General features: G+C 67.2%; 14 protein-coding genes. 5 read left to right on the top strand and 9 right to left on the bottom strand.

Features of this window, described 5'->3' with window-relative positions; all coding sequences use genetic code 11:
* Nucleotides 1–156: 156 nt before the first annotated feature.
* Nucleotides 157–1,722 carry a bifunctional metallophosphatase/5'-nucleotidase gene (locus D5S18_RS20110; RefSeq protein WP_239003889.1) on the bottom strand — a complete coding sequence of 522 codons (1,566 nt, stop codon included), beginning with the start codon at nucleotides 1,720–1,722 and terminating at the stop codon, nucleotides 157–159.
* A gap of 480 nt (nucleotides 1,723–2,202) precedes the next feature.
* On the opposite strand from D5S18_RS20110, the gene D5S18_RS20105 reads away from it, so the two are divergent.
* Nucleotides 2,203–2,604, top strand: coding sequence for a hypothetical protein (locus tag D5S18_RS20105; RefSeq protein WP_120042592.1), 402 nt, complete (start codon nucleotides 2,203–2,205; stop codon nucleotides 2,602–2,604).
* A gap of 327 nt (nucleotides 2,605–2,931) precedes the next feature.
* A complete protein-coding gene (locus D5S18_RS34935) occupies nucleotides 2,932–3,108 on the top strand; it encodes a hypothetical protein (protein WP_158607908.1) in 177 nt (58 codons plus the stop codon).
* 7 nt (nucleotides 3,109–3,115) lie between these two features.
* On the opposite strand, the gene D5S18_RS20100 is transcribed toward D5S18_RS34935, so the two are convergent.
* Nucleotides 3,116–4,459, bottom strand: a complete 1,344-nt coding sequence (locus tag D5S18_RS20100) for a glutamate-1-semialdehyde 2,1-aminomutase (protein ID WP_120042591.1) — start codon at nucleotides 4,457–4,459, stop codon at nucleotides 3,116–3,118.
* 235 nt (nucleotides 4,460–4,694) lie between these two features.
* Between D5S18_RS20100 and D5S18_RS20095 the strand changes: the two genes are divergently transcribed.
* Nucleotides 4,695–6,050 carry a polysaccharide pyruvyl transferase family protein gene (locus D5S18_RS20095; RefSeq protein WP_239003888.1) on the top strand — a complete coding sequence of 452 codons (1,356 nt, stop codon included), beginning with the start codon at nucleotides 4,695–4,697 and terminating at the stop codon, nucleotides 6,048–6,050.
* Nucleotides 6,051–6,104: 54 nt separating this feature from the next.
* On the opposite strand, the gene D5S18_RS20090 is transcribed toward D5S18_RS20095, so the two are convergent.
* The 6 genes from D5S18_RS20090 to D5S18_RS20065 form a co-directional block, all read right to left on the bottom strand.
* Nucleotides 6,105–6,743: an MspA family porin gene (locus tag D5S18_RS20090; protein WP_120042590.1), complete on the bottom strand. Its 639-nt coding sequence runs from the start codon at nucleotides 6,741–6,743 to the stop codon at nucleotides 6,105–6,107.
* Between the two features lie 142 nt (nucleotides 6,744–6,885).
* Complete coding sequence (locus D5S18_RS20085) at nucleotides 6,886–8,007, bottom strand: class I SAM-dependent methyltransferase (RefSeq protein ID WP_120042589.1); 1,122 nt, start codon at nucleotides 8,005–8,007, stop codon at nucleotides 6,886–6,888.
* A 6-nt stretch (nucleotides 8,008–8,013) separates the two neighbouring features.
* Nucleotides 8,014–9,045, bottom strand: a complete 1,032-nt coding sequence (locus tag D5S18_RS20080) for an NAD-dependent epimerase/dehydratase family protein (RefSeq protein WP_120042588.1) — start codon at nucleotides 9,043–9,045, stop codon at nucleotides 8,014–8,016.
* A 14-nt stretch (nucleotides 9,046–9,059) separates the two neighbouring features.
* Nucleotides 9,060–9,707 (bottom strand): PIG-L deacetylase family protein, encoded by a 648-nt coding sequence (locus D5S18_RS20075; protein WP_120042587.1) that lies wholly within the window; start codon nucleotides 9,705–9,707, stop codon nucleotides 9,060–9,062.
* Nucleotides 9,704–10,480, bottom strand: a complete 777-nt coding sequence (locus D5S18_RS20070) for a glycosyltransferase family protein (RefSeq protein ID WP_120042586.1) — start codon at nucleotides 10,478–10,480, stop codon at nucleotides 9,704–9,706. Before D5S18_RS20070 ends, D5S18_RS20075 begins: the two co-directional genes overlap by 4 nt.
* A complete protein-coding gene (locus D5S18_RS20065) occupies nucleotides 10,477–11,769 on the bottom strand; it encodes a class I SAM-dependent methyltransferase (RefSeq protein WP_120042585.1) in 1,293 nt (430 codons plus the stop codon). Before D5S18_RS20065 ends, D5S18_RS20070 begins: the two co-directional genes overlap by 4 nt.
* A gap of 446 nt (nucleotides 11,770–12,215) precedes the next feature.
* On the opposite strand from D5S18_RS20065, the gene D5S18_RS20060 reads away from it, so the two are divergent.
* Nucleotides 12,216–13,628 carry a sugar transferase gene (locus D5S18_RS20060; protein ID WP_120042584.1) on the top strand — a complete coding sequence of 471 codons (1,413 nt, stop codon included), beginning with the start codon at nucleotides 12,216–12,218 and terminating at the stop codon, nucleotides 13,626–13,628.
* Nucleotide 13,629: 1 nt separating this feature from the next.
* Here the strand turns inward: D5S18_RS20060 and D5S18_RS20055 are convergent, their stop codons facing one another.
* Nucleotides 13,630–14,301, bottom strand: a complete 672-nt coding sequence (locus tag D5S18_RS20055; protein ID WP_120042583.1) for a biliverdin-producing heme oxygenase — start codon at nucleotides 14,299–14,301, stop codon at nucleotides 13,630–13,632.
* 266 nt (nucleotides 14,302–14,567) lie between these two features.
* On the opposite strand from D5S18_RS20055, the gene D5S18_RS20050 reads away from it, so the two are divergent.
* Complete coding sequence (locus D5S18_RS20050; protein ID WP_120042582.1) at nucleotides 14,568–15,413, top strand: TIGR03619 family F420-dependent LLM class oxidoreductase; 846 nt, start codon at nucleotides 14,568–14,570, stop codon at nucleotides 15,411–15,413.
* Nucleotides 15,414–15,458: the final 45 nt, after the last annotated feature.

Raw genomic sequence — 15,458 nt, 5'->3', positions numbered from 1 at the left:
GGTGCTGGACCGCACCGGAGCCCCTTGGACGTACTCAACAGTAATGTGCGTGAACGCGCACCGGCAACCCGCTCGCGCGAGTTGCCGGTGTGCTTCTGGTCACCGCGTCAAGAACGCGATTAGTGTGTGTAACAGGGAATTTCAGCTACTTGCCGATCACTTCTTCTCGATCCGGGGAGCGGGCGGCTGGATCGGGTGATCGCGCAGGAATCGCTCGAACACGTCGAGATCGATCGCGCCGACCGTCGGATCCTTCGACTCGGCGAACACCGAGAAGCCGTCGCCGCCGCTCACCAAATAGTTGTTGGCGCTGATCCGGTATGCGGCAACGGGATTCAACGGTTGGCCCGCGATACGGACACTGCCCGCGATGACCTTCGCGCCGTTGGGGGCCGCAGCGGAGTAGCTGTAGGTGATCCCGGCGGGGGACAGCACCGTCGTTTTGCTGGGATTGTCCCACTGCTGTTCCAGCAGGCGCAGGATCTGCTGACCGGTCAGCGTGACCGTGACGACCTGATTTCCGAACGGCTGCACCGTATAGAGATCGCCGTAGGTGATCTGACCCGCCTTGAGGTCGGTGCGCATACCGCCCGGATTCATCAGCGCCGCGACAGCCGAAGCCGGACCCGCCTTGGTGTCGGACAGCATCGCGTCGGCGATCACGCTGCCCAGCGGCGACTCACCGGACGGACCCGGCCGCTGGGGGATCGTGTCGGAGGTGGAGCCCACCACCCGCCCGGCCCGCGGCTTGGCCTGCTCGGCATAGAAGTCGACCAGGGCCGCGGTCGGCTTGTCGGCGGGCGCGTCGCGAGTCACCACCCGGTTGATGGCGCTCGCCCGTACACCATTGTCGAACTTCAGTGTGATATCGGTGATCAGACGGCCGTAACAAGCCGCCTGGGTGACCACCTTGCCGTTGATCGTGCAGTTGTACGGCTGATGGGTGTGGCCCGTGACCAGCACCGACACCGCCGGATCGATACCATTGGCGAACCGGGTGACATCGGGGCCGATATTCTCGCACCCGTTGTAGTCCGCGACATTGCCCTTCACCTGCTGGGCGCTGCCGTCGTGCATCAGCGCGACAATCGTCTCCGCGCCCGCCTTCTTGATATCCGGCACGTACTTGTTGATCGCGGCCACCTCCTCGCCGAAGGTGAAGCCCCGAATACCCTCCGGGAAAACGATATTCGCGGTATCGGGAGTGACAGTGCCGACCACACCCACCTTGTGCCCGCCCAGTTCGAGCATGGTCCACGGCTTCAGTGCGGGCGGCTGATTGCCCTGCGCGTCGGTGACATTCGCGGCGAGATAGGGGAACTTCGCCCCCGTGAACGGCGCACCCGGTTCGCACCCGTCGGGCGCGCAGCCACCCTGCTGGATCCGCGTCAACTCCCGTACGCCATGGTCGAATTCGTGGTTGCCCACCGACGAGGCGGCCATGCCAACCGAATTCAGAAAGTCGATCGTCGGCTCGTCGTGAAACAATCCGGAGATCATCGGACTCGCACTGATATTGTCCCCCGCCGAAACCACCGCACTGGCCGGATAGGCCGCCTTCAACCGTGCCAAATGCGTCGCCAGGAACGCCGCTCCACCCGCATCGACCCCATTGATCTTCCCCGTGGCGCCACCCGGCGGCTGCAAATTCCCGTGCAAATCATTGAACGCGAACAAGTGCACCTCATTCGCCCCCGCCTTGGGCAAATCCTCCGTAGACACGATCCCCCCCCCCGCCCCCCCGGTCGTAGGTGTCTTCCCCCCACCCCCACCGCAACCGCCCACCAAAACCGCACTTGCCACGACAGTCAACCCCACCGCGAAACCCCGACGCGCATCCATGCCCCGACCTTCCCACACCCACCCCACCCCTGTCCCGTCCCGGACTTCCCATTCCCGCCGCGTTCAACCCCGGTTCAGCCCCGTAACCAGGACTCGCCGCCGACACGCCAGGGAATCGGGGCGGGAGTGAGTGCTTGAAGCCGAGTGCGTCGACTGCCCGAAGTGAACTGTTGCGGGGCAACGACTCTCAGTCCATACTGTGAGTCGCGTCACAATATGGAACCCGGGTGCGATTATCTCGTCCAAATTTGTAAGCGCTTTGCTCCACGTCGATGCTCTGCATTCTGCCCCGACGGCACCGTGTATATCACGCCTCTCAATCAGTGCTCGGTTCCATGATCGAAAAGGCAGGATGAGGGCGTGGAGATAGACGATGCGGTTGAGGGGGCGCGGCTCGTGGCGGCCGATATCGAGCGGTCGCTCGGGTTCTCGGTGGAGGTCAGTACCGAGTACACCGGGGACTGGCAGGAGTTCGGTGCAGTGTCGCGGCGGCCCGCGCCGAAGGGGTGGGTCAGTATTGCGGTGTCGGAGGTTGGGACGACCGCCGCCCTCGATCCGACGGAACCGGGGAGCGATACCGCTGCGGGGTTCGCGATGGAGTTGGTGCGGATTTTGCAGGATGACATCCAGATTCACCTGCGGGAGCCGTGGCCCGAGGATCCTGCCGCGAGCGGGCGGGCGCTGGAGCCGACCGAGCGGGGTTGGCGGAGCATGGTCGATCCCGACTATCTCGTACCGTATGGGGAGTTGGGGGGGATTTAAGCATCCCGGGTCCGTAGGCTGTCGAGGTCAGGCTGCGGTTCGGGTGGTGTGTTCGGCAAACAGTGCCCGGCTCGGCAAGCCGAATACGTCTCCGGTGCAGCGATTTCGGGAGTTGTGCTGGATCCGGACCGTACCCGCCGATCTCGGTGGTCGGAGGCGTTCAAACGTCCTGGCGACTGGACCAATTCGGCGCGGGTGTCGGCGCACCGGCCGGGATGACGCCACGCCGAGAATCGGCTGGTCTCGGACTCGGTTCCCGGCGAGGCCGACATTCTCGCGGCGTACCGGGCCGCCGTCGCGGACAAGGAGCCGAAGTTCCAGGAGTCGATGCGGGAGGTCTACGAGGACCCGCGATTCGATGCGATCTCCACCTTTTTCGCCGCGAACGCGGCCGAGCGGGAGGCACAGCGGCGGCAGCAGGAGCAAGCGCGGCAGCGCGAGATCGATGAGCAGACCTATCATCGCTCGGCCGCCTCGGACACCTTCGACAGCGCCTGGGACTGAACCGGCCTCAGGGCAGTCGGCGGGGGGAGGCGTGGCGGCGGAGGGCGGGGGCTACGGGGCGACCGGTGAGCAGGCCATCGACGGAGCCTTGGGTGAGGGCGCGGCGGTAGAGGTGGGCGGCCGATGTTGCGGCGGTGAGGGTTTGGTCTATGTCCGCAGCGGTGTGGGCGGCGGAGGTGACGAAGGATTGGCCGAGGACGCCGCCGTGCAGGAGTTCCTGCAGGAACAGGGTGCGGAAGGGTTGGGAGGGCAGGCCGTCGGGGTCGCGGGTGAGGAAGATGAGGCAGGAGGGGCGGCCGACGACCTGGAGGTGGTCGGCGATGCCGAGGTCGGCGGCAATGGCGTTGAAACCGTCGGCGAGGCGGCGGCCCGCGTGCTCCATGCGGGCGATGGGATCGCCGATGGTGTACTCGTGGGCGACGGCGCGGAAGGCGGCCAGGGATCCGGATTCCGGGCCGTGGGTGGTGGACAGCAGGAAGACGCGGTCGCGGTCGGTGCGCAGACCGCCGAGTTCCATGAGTTCGCGCCTGCCCGCCAGTGCGGAGAGGGGAAACCCGTTGCCCATGGCCTTGCCCCAGCAGGACAGATCGGGCCGCACACCGTAGACCTGCTGCGCGCCGCCCGCCGACCAGCGGAACCCGGTGATCATCTCGTCGAATACCAGTAGCGTCCCGTGTCGGTCGCACAGCTGTCGAACACCTTGCAGGAAGCCGGGTTCCGGTTCGTGCAGCGCCGTCGCCGCCTCCATGACCACCGCCGCGACCTGCCCGCCCGCCAGCGCCTCGGCCAGCGAGGGCAGATCGTTGTAGTCGAAACGCACGGTGCCCGCGGCGATCTCGGGTGGTATGCCGCTGTCCATGGCGGTGGTGCCGATGAACCAGTCGTCCACCGAGAAGAAGGGTTGATCGCAGACCGCGACGAGGGTGCGCCCGGTGGCGGCGCGGGCGAGGCGGACGGCGGCGGTGGTGGCGTCAGACCCGTTCTTGGCGAATTTCACCATGTCCGCGCCGGGCACCAGGGCCAGAAAGTCCTCGGCGGCACGCACTTCCAGTTCGGTGGGCCTGCTGAAGCCGACCCCGTCCGCGATGGCGCGCGTCACCGCCGCCACCACGGGCCGATACCCGTGCCCGAGCGTGACCGACCGCAGCCCCATCCCGTATTCGATATAGCTGTTGCCGTCCGCGTCCCACACCCGGCAGCCCGCGCCGCGCACCAGGATCGGCGCCATGAACTCCGGATACTGATCCGACCCCCGCGCGTAGGTGTGTGCCCCACCGGGCACCAGTTCGTGTAGCCGTGCCTGAAGTTCATTGCTGCGGGTGAAATCCCGGCGCGGCTGGGTTGCGTGCATGAGGGCTCCTGAGGGTTTCGACCGCGCCGAACGCGCTTGCGCGCACACCAGTCTAGGTGCCGCGCATGCGGAAGGTCGGATGAAATCGACTCCGAATTGTGTTCGGGCGCAACGAACTAGAAGGTTGGTACGTGGTTGGTGCGCGCTGGAGCGGTGCGGTGCGGTGGGGTAGATTCGCGAAAAGGAATTCGTGCCGGACACGAGTCACCCGCGGGGGCAGGCGGGAGGTCTGATTGTGGGAATTGTTGGTGCGCGCCGCGCTGGTGGGCCGCGAATACTGGTGGAGAACGGGACATATCGGTTGCGGGATCGCGGCGACATCGCCGCGTTGACGATCACGGTGGAGCGGCTGCGGGAGCGGTGGCCGCTGGCGCGAATCGGGGTGCTGACGCATCGGCCTGCGGTGCTGCGCGGGTTGTCGCCGCGGGTGGAGCCGATCAGCGGCCCGGATTGGAGCTGGCCGAGCCGGGATCTGCGCTCCAGGGTAAGGCGCACTGCCGCGGCGAAACTGGTCGACCCGATGGCGCTGCGCTGGCAGGCGGCCATCGCGGATTCCCGCGACAGGATGCGGCCGTGGAAAGTCCCGCGCGCTTCGGCCCCGCCGCAGGTATTCGCCGCGGCGCGCGGGGTCGATCTGGTGTTGGCCGCAGGTGGCGGCTACCTGTGCGATGCCGAGCGCGATCAGGCGCACCGCACCCTCGATCTGCTGGAATACGCTGCCGCACAGGGCATTCCCACCGCCATGGTGGGTCAGGGCATCGGCCCGATCGAGGACGCCGAACTGGCCGCCCGTGCGCGAAAGGTGCTGCCCGCGGTGGATCTGATCGCGGTCCGCGAATCCGAACGCGGTCCGCGACTGCTGACCGACCTCGGTGTACCTCCGGCCCGCATCATGGTGACGGGCGAGGATGCCATCGAGTACGCCTATCGCCTGCGCGACGCGCGAATCGGCGATGATATCGGTCTGTGCGTCCGCTTGAACGACTCGATCGGCAAGGCGGCCATGGCCGCTCTGGGCACCGCTGTCCGCAAACTCGCGAGTCATCTGAACGCGGGCATACTGCCCCTGATCGGTTCCGAGAACGATCGCCGAGCCACCCTGTACCTGATGGCCGGTTCGGATCGTGCTCGACCAGCGGTGTCTCCCACCGCGACGGCGACGGAAGTGGCGCGCCGGATCGCGGGATGTCGGGTCGTGATCACCGCCTCCTACAACCTCGCCGTCTGCGCTCTGGCGCAGGGCATCCCGGCGGTCGCGCTGGCCGAATCACCGTGCGCGGCAGCGCGATTCCGTGGACTGGCCACGATGTTCGATGCCGACATGTGCGTCCTGCGCTTGGACTCCCCAACACTCGACTCGGACCTCGCGACGGCCGTGCGCACGTCCTGGTCGGATGCGCCACTGCTGCGAGATCCCTTGCACGAGAGAGCGTTGGCGCAGATCGAGGCCGGTCGTACGGCGTTGGATCGAGTGTTCGATCTGGTGGCGGGCGATCGACCCGGATGTCACGCCCCGGTCGACGGGAGCTCGGTGATCTGGTCCTTCGGGGATCCGCGGTCGAGTGCCGAGATCGTGGTGCCGCGAAGGTGATCGAGCACGCGAAATGAGAGGTCCGTGCGAACGATCCCGCACGGACCCGACGAACTAGATGGTCCAGGTCCGCCCGTAGGTCACGACGGTATCCCCGCTGGAACCCACCACCCGGACCCACGGCCGAATCGTGGTCTGCCCGAGCACTCCGGTGACGCTACCGTGGAACCCGGACATCCGAATGAACCCGTCGCTGCCCGAGACGTCGCCGCCCGCGCATTCGACGGACTGGATACCCGGTCCGAACCCGGCGTCGAGTTCGACCCCGAACTGCGGGATCAGACTGTCGATGCGTGCCTTGACCCCATCGCTGCCGCCGAGGTCGACACCCAAACCCGGTGTGTTCCAGTTGAATTTGATCCTGCCGTTCAACGTGGCCGGATAGCCGACCTGGTAGCCGATGGTGACGTGCCCGCTCCACGATTCGGCATCGGGTCCGCCGATACGGAATCCCGCCTCGCCGTCGTGAAACCACTCCCTGGTCAGTGGATTTCCGTCGAGCGGCGGGACGAAATCGATGCGGGTGTCGCGCTGGATGGCCTCCACGGTGCGGTCGCCGTGATCGACCACGGCATTGGTGCTGTCGATCCCGGCCGTCGCGGCGCCCGCGCCGACGGCGAGTCCGGCTACCACGATGGCGACCGCCGCGACGGCGCGCGCATACCTGCGACGGACGCGTTTGCTATTTCTCATACAGATGGAGCCCCTGTTCTCAGCGTGCCGGGCGCGCGAGGACTTTCGACGATCGCCCTCAACTGCGATGCGTCGAAACGCGTACCCGGTGAAACACAATGGTCGTGACGAGCCGAGTCGGCTGCCCGCGCGGGGCAGCCGCCTACTCCTCGACGCGGACCGGATCCGGTGGCGTGCCATCGGATCCGTCGAGCACGGCGGGCTCGTCGAGCAACCACCGCCCGTCCAGTTCCGGATAGCGCTCCCTGACCTCTGCCAGCAGATCGGGGAGGGTGAGAAGCACCAGATCGGGTGCCGCGGCGAGGAGTTCGGCGGGCGCGACGATGGGGATATCGGTGCCCGGCATGCGTCGACCCTGTTTGGCGGGGGAGGCGTCGGCGACGGCCGCGATCAGCCCACGATGCAATCCGGCGCGGCTGAAGACGGCCACCGCCCTGGATGCCGCACCGTAGGCGTACACCCGCTGCCCACGCTCGGCCGCCAGCGTCAGCCGCTCGCGCAGCGCGCGGATATGCCGATCCGCACCGAACTGAAGCCGCGCTACCGCAGGGGCACTCGTCATCGGCTCCTCGACGGCCAGTATCGCCGAGATCGCCGCGTCCGGCGGATGCGTGCCGTGTCGGGCCGCCACCAGCGTCGTGCCACCGTAGAGCGGGAAGGTCCACGCCGTCGCCGCCGACATCCCCGCGTCGGCGAGCAGCTCCCGCAGCGCCGCCAGCGAATAGTAGGCGAAATGCCCGTGCCGCAGCGCATTCCACTGATTCAACGCGACGATGGCGGCCAGTGAGTGGAATTGCAGCAGCAGCACTCCGTCGGGCGCGGTGGCCGCGGCACGCTCGAGTATCGCGGCGCCCTGGTCCGGGCGGTGCATGATCCCGAAGGAATCCAGCACCAGATCCGCTGCGCCCCGCGTCTCGACGTAGCCGCGCCCGGTGAGCAGCGGTAGCCAGGTGCCGCCGTGCGGACTCCCGAATTCGCGCACCGTGCCACCGGTCAGCAAGCCGGAGACCTGCCGCACCGCCGCGGCGGCTTGCTCGCGCAGGGCTTGCGGTTCCACACCGCGCGGCTCCTGCGTCACGGTGTCGTCGTCGGCGAGTTGGGCCAGCCCACACGCACCGCACCGGACCATACGCAGCTCGTGTGCCGCCTCATCGGGCGCGATCGGTGTGTCCGCAGCCGGAAACCAGTCGGCCGCAGGCACTTTCCCGAGATCGAGCACGGTGCGCAACCAGGTCGATCCGCACAGGCGGCACCCGTTCGTCATCGACGCCTACGCATGGGTCGGCACCGCGCGCCGCATGGTCGCGTCGAGAATTCCGGACTCCTGCAACCGCTTCAGATGGGCCAGCCGGGTGAACCGACGGAAGAAGTCCGCGCTGGTGAGTCCCCGCTGGGCGTACTCGGTGGCCAACTCCTCCGCGCCCGCCTGCACCGACCAGCGCGCCCGGTAGCCCAGATCGCGCCGGACCGCACTGAAATCGACCCGATACGAGCGCGGATCGGCGCCGGTCTCGCCGGTGATGGCCAGCCGCGAGCCGGGCACCGCCTCGACCACCGCCTGCGCGATCTGCGCGACGGTGAGGTTGTTGTGCTCGGTGCCGATATTGAAGGCCCGGCTGTGAATGGCTTCGACGGGCGCCGACAGACAGGTGGCGAAGGCCCACGCGATATCGCGCGCATGCACCAGCGGCCGCCACGGTGTGCCGTCGGAGAGCACCTTCACCTCCCCGGTGAGCACGGCGTAGCCCACCAGGTTATTGAGCACGATATCGGCGCGCAGTCGCGGCGAGAAGCCGAAAGCCGTGGCATTGCGCAGGAATACAGGGGAGAAGCCCGAATCGGCGAGCGCCGCCACATCGTCCTCCACCCGCACCTTGCTCTCGGCGTACGGGGTGACGGGGCGCAGCGGCGCGTCCTCGGTGACCAAATCCTCGCCCGCCGCCCCGTACACCGAACAGGTCGAGGCATACAGGAACCGGCGCACGCCCGCTTGTTTCGCCAACCGCGCCAACCGCACCGACGCGTGATGATTGATGTCGTAGGTGATCTCGGGCGCGAGCGCGCCGAGCGGATCATTCGACAGCGCCGCCAGGTGCACCACCGCGTCGAACCCCCGCAATTGCTGCTCGGTCACATCGCGCAGGTCCACCGCCAAACCCTCCGGATCGCCGGGCAATTCGCCCAGTACGCAGTCGGCGAAGAACCCGCTGTCGAGCCCGACGACCTCGTGTCCGTTGCCGCGCAACACCGGAACCATCACGGTGCCCAGATACCCTTGGTGCCCGGTGACCAGAACTCGCATGTTCGATAACCTCCTCATCCCCCGAATTCGACACTGACTTTGGCGACCACGAACGCCTCGGCGTGCGGCGCGCGGCACTGCACGCCGCGCACCCGGGTCAGTCCGAGGAAGGTCTGCGCGTCGAACCAGTCCCGATCCACCTGGGACGGATAGTGTTTGAGCAGCAGCCGCGCCTTCTCCTCGGCGACTTCCTCGGTGATCGGCTGGTACAGAGTGGGAGTCGGAGTATCGGTCTCCCACTTGAGGATCTCGTAGCCGAGGATCAGGTGGTCACGGAATTCGGTGGGCGTCAACTCGGCGAGCAGCCGGTGGTCCTGGTGCGCGTCGCGGGGTTGCGGCGCGTAGACCAGATCCGGATTCGTCTGGCGGCGAAAGGTATTGAGCGCGCGCTTGACCCGGTCCCACTGCGCCGGAGTGCGGCCGTCGGGCAGGTCGAGCACCGTGAGTTCCAGATGCGCGCCGGGACAGAATGCCTCCAGCGCGGCCCACTCCTCGTTCTCCCGTTCGGTGCCCGCCCCGCACAGCACCAGCGCGCGCACCCGCAGCCGCGGCTGCCTGCGCGCCAGCGTGAGCAGCGTCGCGCCCATGCCGATGGCGATATCGTCGCAGTGCGCGCCGATCAGCGCGACCTCGGCCACCGGCCCCGTGGCAAGCCGAATCACGCGTGCTCCCAAACCATCCACGGCCTGCGGCCGGTCCGGTAGTCGCGGTCGAGTTCGGCCCGCTCCTTGAAGGTGTCGGCGGGCTTCCAGAACCCTTGGTGCCGATAGCCGAACAATCTGCCCTGTCCGGCCAGCGCGCCGCACGCGTCGGCGACCAGATCCCCGCCGGGCGGCAGCAGATCGAAGATCTCCTGCGTGAGCACGAAGTAGCCGCCGTTCTCCCACAGCGGCATGCGCGAGACCGGCATGATCTCCTTGACCTCCCCGGTGGGGCCGAGATCCACGCAGTGGAACGAGGACTGGGGTGGCACCACCATCATCGAGGCCGCCATGCCCGAGGCGATGAAACGGGTGATCATCTCCTCCAGCGGGGCATCGGTGAGCACGTCGGCGTAGTTGGCGAGGAAGAACTGCTCGCCGTCGAGGTATTCGCGCACCCGGCGCAGGCGCTCGCCGATGGGGGATTCCACACCGGTGTCGACGAAGGTGATCGACCAGTCGCTGATATCGGTGCGCAGCAACTCGACTCGGCCCTCCCGGATGACGAAGTCATTGGAGACCGACTCCTCGTAGGTGAGGAAGAAGTTCTTGATGTGCTCGGCCCCGTAGCCCAGGCACAGGATGAAATCCCGATGCCCGAAATGCGCGTAATAGCGCATGACATGCCACAGCAGCGGGCGCGGACCCACCAGTTGCATGGGTTTGGGAATCATGTCGTCGGATCCGTCGCGCATGCGCATGCCGTAGCCGCCGCAGAACAGGACAACTTTCATCGCGTCCGCCTCCCCGTGGTGATATCGATCGATGCTCGCGCCACCGATTCGGCGCGATCCAGGTCCGCCCATTCGGCGTGGTGCAGGGTGGGCAGGGGATAGACGAGTTCGCCGCCCCATTCGCGGATATGCCCCAACTGGGCGGTGATCTCGGCTTCCAGATTCCACGGGAGCACCAGCACCACATCGGGCCGATCCTCGTCGATGCGTTCTACCGGATGGATCGCGATCCTGGTGCCCGGTGTGAACTTCCCGTGCTTGTAGGGATTGCGGTCCACGGTGTACTCGAGCAGGTCGGGGCGGATGCCGCAGTAGTTGAGCAGGGTATTGCCCTTGCCCGGCGCGCCGTAGCCGACGACGCGGCGGCCAGCGTCGCGGCAGTCGAGCAGGAAGCGCAACAGTTCGCGGCGCACCTGTTCGGCGCGCGGCCGCAGATCGAGATAGCCGGAGGCGCTGTGCAATCCGGCCTCGTCCTCTATCTCGCGCAGTCGGTCCACGCGCTCGCCGGGTTCGGCGACCGCGCTGGGGCGCGCCCAGAGGCGAATCGAACCACCGTGTGTCGTCAGCGATTCCACATCGACCACGCGCAGATCGGCGGTGGCCAGGGCCTGTTCGGCCGAGGCCAGGGTGTAGTACTGGAAATGCTCGTGATAGATGGTGTCGAACTGGCCGAGTCGCAGCAGGTTCAGTGCGTGATGCACCTCGATGGACACCCAACCGTCCTCGGCGAGCAGGGCGCGCAGCCCGGCCGTGAAGTCGAGCAGATCCGGCACGTGGGCATAGACGTTGTTGGCCACCACGAGATTCGCGGGTCCGTGCTCGGCGCGGATTCGCCGCGCGGACTCCTCGGTGAGGAATGCCGTCTCGGTGGGGACGCCCGCCGCGCGGGCCGCCGCGCCGACATTGACCGAGGGTTCGATGCCGAGGCAGGGAATTCCCGCCGCCACCGCGTGCCGGAGCAGGTAGCCGTCATTGCTGGCCACCTCGACGACGAAGGAGTCCGAGTCGAGGCTCAAACGTTCGATTGCCTGCGCCACAAAGGTTTTCGCGTGGCGCACCCAGCTGTCGGAATAGGAGGAGAAGTACGCGTACTCGGTGAACGTTTCCTCCGGTGTGATGAGCGCCGGAATCTGCAGGAGCAGGCATTCCTCGCACAGGCGCAGGTGTAGGGGATAGGTGGGCTCTGGCGAATCGAGTTCGTCCGGGCCGAGGAACTTCTCGCACGGGGGTGTCGCGCCGAGATCGAGCACGCTGACCAAACGGTCGCAACCACAGAGACGACAACGCACGAAAGCCCCACCTTCTGCCCGAGTAGCCGATCGTCCTGGATGACCCGCCCCCGTTGGCTGGTTCGGCTCGATCCAGTGAGACGTTACAACCACGGACGCTTGCGCATCGGATGAAATCGATTGGGGGTGAGAACCTTTCGGTTCGTTTCCGGGTGGTCGGGGTGCGCGGCTTCGCGCGGGCAAACGGTGTTCTCGCGGCCCGAGTCGGCCGGGCGCGCGGCACGCTGCGCCGACGGCTCGGCACATACCGACCGGCCCCCTGCCGGCTACCCGCCGGAATACATTGTGCACGTGGCAATTCCGGATGTGGATCACATTGTGGTCTGTAACAATCTCGTTCTGACCGCCGAAACTCCGAGCGCCCGAGGCGGCCGAACGCTGGGCCGCTGTCCCGATCGACGACGATCGGCAGCAGGGCAATTTCCATCCATAGGGGGAGGCGCGCCATGGGTTTCGACTTCGCCGATCACGGCTTGCCGCGCAATGCGCGCTCCCGCCGCGACCTGCCGCGCTCGGCCCGCGAACAGTGGCAGTCCGAGTACGTACGACGGGTCGCCGCAACGGATTTCGCGGTCATCGCGGCGTCGGTCGGCCTGGCCGAGGTGATCCGCTTCGGCGGTCCCGGCGGCGCGCCGCTGAATTGGCGCACCCCCTACGAGGTCGGATACACCGTGGTCTCGGTGCTGCTCGCGCTGACCTGGACCGCCTTCCTGGCGGCAGCCGGGACACGCGCACCCCAGGTCATCGGGGCGGGCACCGAGGAATATCGCCGCCTCGTCGCGACCACCCTGCGACTATTCGGTCTCATCGCGATCCTCGCGCTGCTGCTGCGGATCGAATTCGCCCGCGGATACCTGGCCATCGCCTTCCCACTCGGCCTGTTCGGGCTGATGCTGAGCCGACACCTCTGGCGACGGCACGCCCGCGCGCGCCGGGCACGGGGCCAATACCGCAGTTCGGTGCTGGTCGTGGGTCCGCTCGCCGCCGCCGACGCCATGGCCGCGGCCTTCTCCCACGATCCGGCCGCCGGATATCACGTTGTCGGCGTGTGCATTCCGAACGGACCCGGTGCCGCGCGACCCGACTTCGCCGCGGGCGGCCGCCCCATCGCGGTGATCGGTGACGACCGCTCGGTATTGCAGGCGGTGCGCGCCAGCCGAGCCGACACCGTCGCGGTCACCGTCACCGACCATCTCGGCCCCGACGAATTGCGGCGCATGGCCTGGGATCTGGATCCGCTCGGCGTCGAATTGATCGTCGCGCCCGGTCTGATCGATGTGGCGGGCACTCGCCTGACCAACCGGGTGGTGGCGGGCATGCCCATGCTGCATCTGGCCGAACCGCGCTACGACCGCGCGAAGTCGGCCGCCAAGACCGCCTTCGATCTTTGTTTCGCCGCCGCCGCGCTGCTCGCGATGGTGCCGACCCTGGTGGGCGTCGCGATACTGGTCAAGCTGTCCGGCCCCGGGCCGGTCTTCGCGGGTGAGGAGCGAATCGGAGTGGGTGGCAAACCATTCCGCATGCTCAGATTCCGTGTCGTCGATGCGGGCGGCCTCACCCCGATCGGTCGGATCCTGCGCGGTCGAGGACTCGACGAACTGCCGCAATTCCTGAATGTGCTGCGCGGCGAGATGAGCGTGGTCGGTCCGCGCCCGCCGATCTTCGGCGCATCAGAGGATCGGCGGACGCCGCTGGTGAAACCCGGTCTCACCGGACTGTGGCAACTGAGCGGACGTTCGGATCTATCGACCGAGGACATCGCGCGCCTGGAACTCACCTACGTCGAGAACTGGTCCATGGTGCTGGATCTGCTGCTCATCGCCAAGACCATCGGGGCGTTCGCACGCCGCGGCTACTGAATTACGCGGCGCGGACTGGATATTCGGCCGAGAGCTCACCGAACAGGGCCGCATTGTGGGTGAAGGCGCGCTGCGCCTCCTCGAGCACCCGCTCGGCCTCGGACTCCTCGAGTGCGAGATTGTCCAGGTGCGTGCGATATTCGCGCTTGAACGCGGCCGGATTGCCGATCTGATCGAAGACGTAGAAGCGCACGCCGTCACCGCGTTTGGGCAGCGCCCATTGCTTCTCGGCGGAATCGCGAATGATCTGACCGCCGGACAGGTCGCCCAGGTAGCGGGTGTAGTGGTGCGCGAGATAGCCCGCGGGCCACTCGCGCGCGCATTCGGCGATGCGCGCCGCGTAGGCCGCCGTCGCGGGCAGCGGCTCGAGTCCGGTGCGCCAGTCGGGTCCGGCGAGGTGGGTCAGATCGCGCTCGAGTTCCGCCGTGCGCGCCAGCTCGGGCCGGATGAAGGGGGCGGCGACGGCATCCTCGGCCAGATGCGCAGCGCGCTCCTCGAGCGCCCGGTAGACGAACCAGAGCTGTCCGGTGAGACCTACATAGGCATCGAAGCCGAGTCGCCCGCTCAGCAGATCACCGACGAAACTGGAGTTCTCGGCATCGGAATGCTGCTGTGCGGTCGCAGTGCGCAAACGGGCGGAGAAGGGAATCGGTTCCGCGATCGTCTCCGACATATGTGCTACCACCTCACCTGAGCGCCACAGGGTTCGCCGCTACTATGGCTACCCTAACTACTCCTACCGACGATACGGATACACCGAGGAGCTCAGCATCCATCAAAAGGTGTAAAGGCGGCTCCGCCCTTTGATTTCCGCAGGTAGATAGGGGTGTCGAGCCTGTGAACCGGGCCACCGCTCGCCCGATGGCGTGGGAATCGGACCTGGTTGTCGCCCGCGTCACGTGGTAGAACTTGTTCTAATTCTGCCGACGGGAGTGTGTGATGCGCTACGGGATCGTCCTGTTCACCAGCGACCGGGGCATCACCCCCGCCGACGCCGCGCGCGCCGCCGAAGACGCCGGATTCGCCACCTTCTACGTCCCCGAGCACACCCACATCCCCGTCGCCCGCACCGCCGCGCACCCGCGCACCGGCGACGAAACTCTCCCCGACGACCGCTACCTGCGCACCCTCGACCCCTGGGTCGCCCTGGCCACCGCCGCCGCCGTCACCACCCGCATCACCCTGTCCACCGCCGTGGCGCTCCCCGCCGAACATCATCCCATCGCCCTCGCCAAAACCATCGCCACCCTCGACCACCTCTCCGGCGGCCGCGTCCGCCTCGGCGTCGGATTCGGTTGGAACACCGACGAACTCGCCCACCACGGCGTCCCCGCCGGCCGCAAACGCACCGTCCTGCGCGAACACCTCGAGGCCGTGCGCACCCTCTGGACCAACGAAGAAGCAAGCTACGAAGGCGAATTCGTATCCTTCGCCCCCAGTTGGTCCTGGCCCAAACCCCAGAAGAACATCCCGGTCCTACTCGGCTGCGCGGGCACCGAGAAATCCTTCACCTGGCTCGCCCGCAACGCCGACGGCTGGATCACCACCCCCGCCGAATCCGATATCTCCCCGAAAATCGGACTCCTGCACCACATCTGGCGCACCCGGGGCCGTCAAGGATTGCCCGACATCATCGCCCTCGCAGGCCGCCACGACGCCGCCCAACTCGCCCAATGGGCCGACTCCGGCGTCACCGAAGCAGTTTTCGGTCTGCCGGACCGGTCTCCAGATGATGTGCGCGCCTACATTGCCCGGTTGGCCGGAAAACTGGGTTTGTCGCAGTAGGTGTGTCAGTGCGCGCCGATGTACGCGAACAGATCGACAATCCCC

This window comes from Nocardia panacis (genome assembly GCF_003598715.1).
Taxonomy (GTDB): domain Bacteria; phylum Actinomycetota; class Actinomycetes; order Mycobacteriales; family Mycobacteriaceae; genus Nocardia; species Nocardia panacis.
Note: the sequence above shows the minus strand (reverse complement) of the source record. Positions and strands in the feature narration are given on the sequence as shown.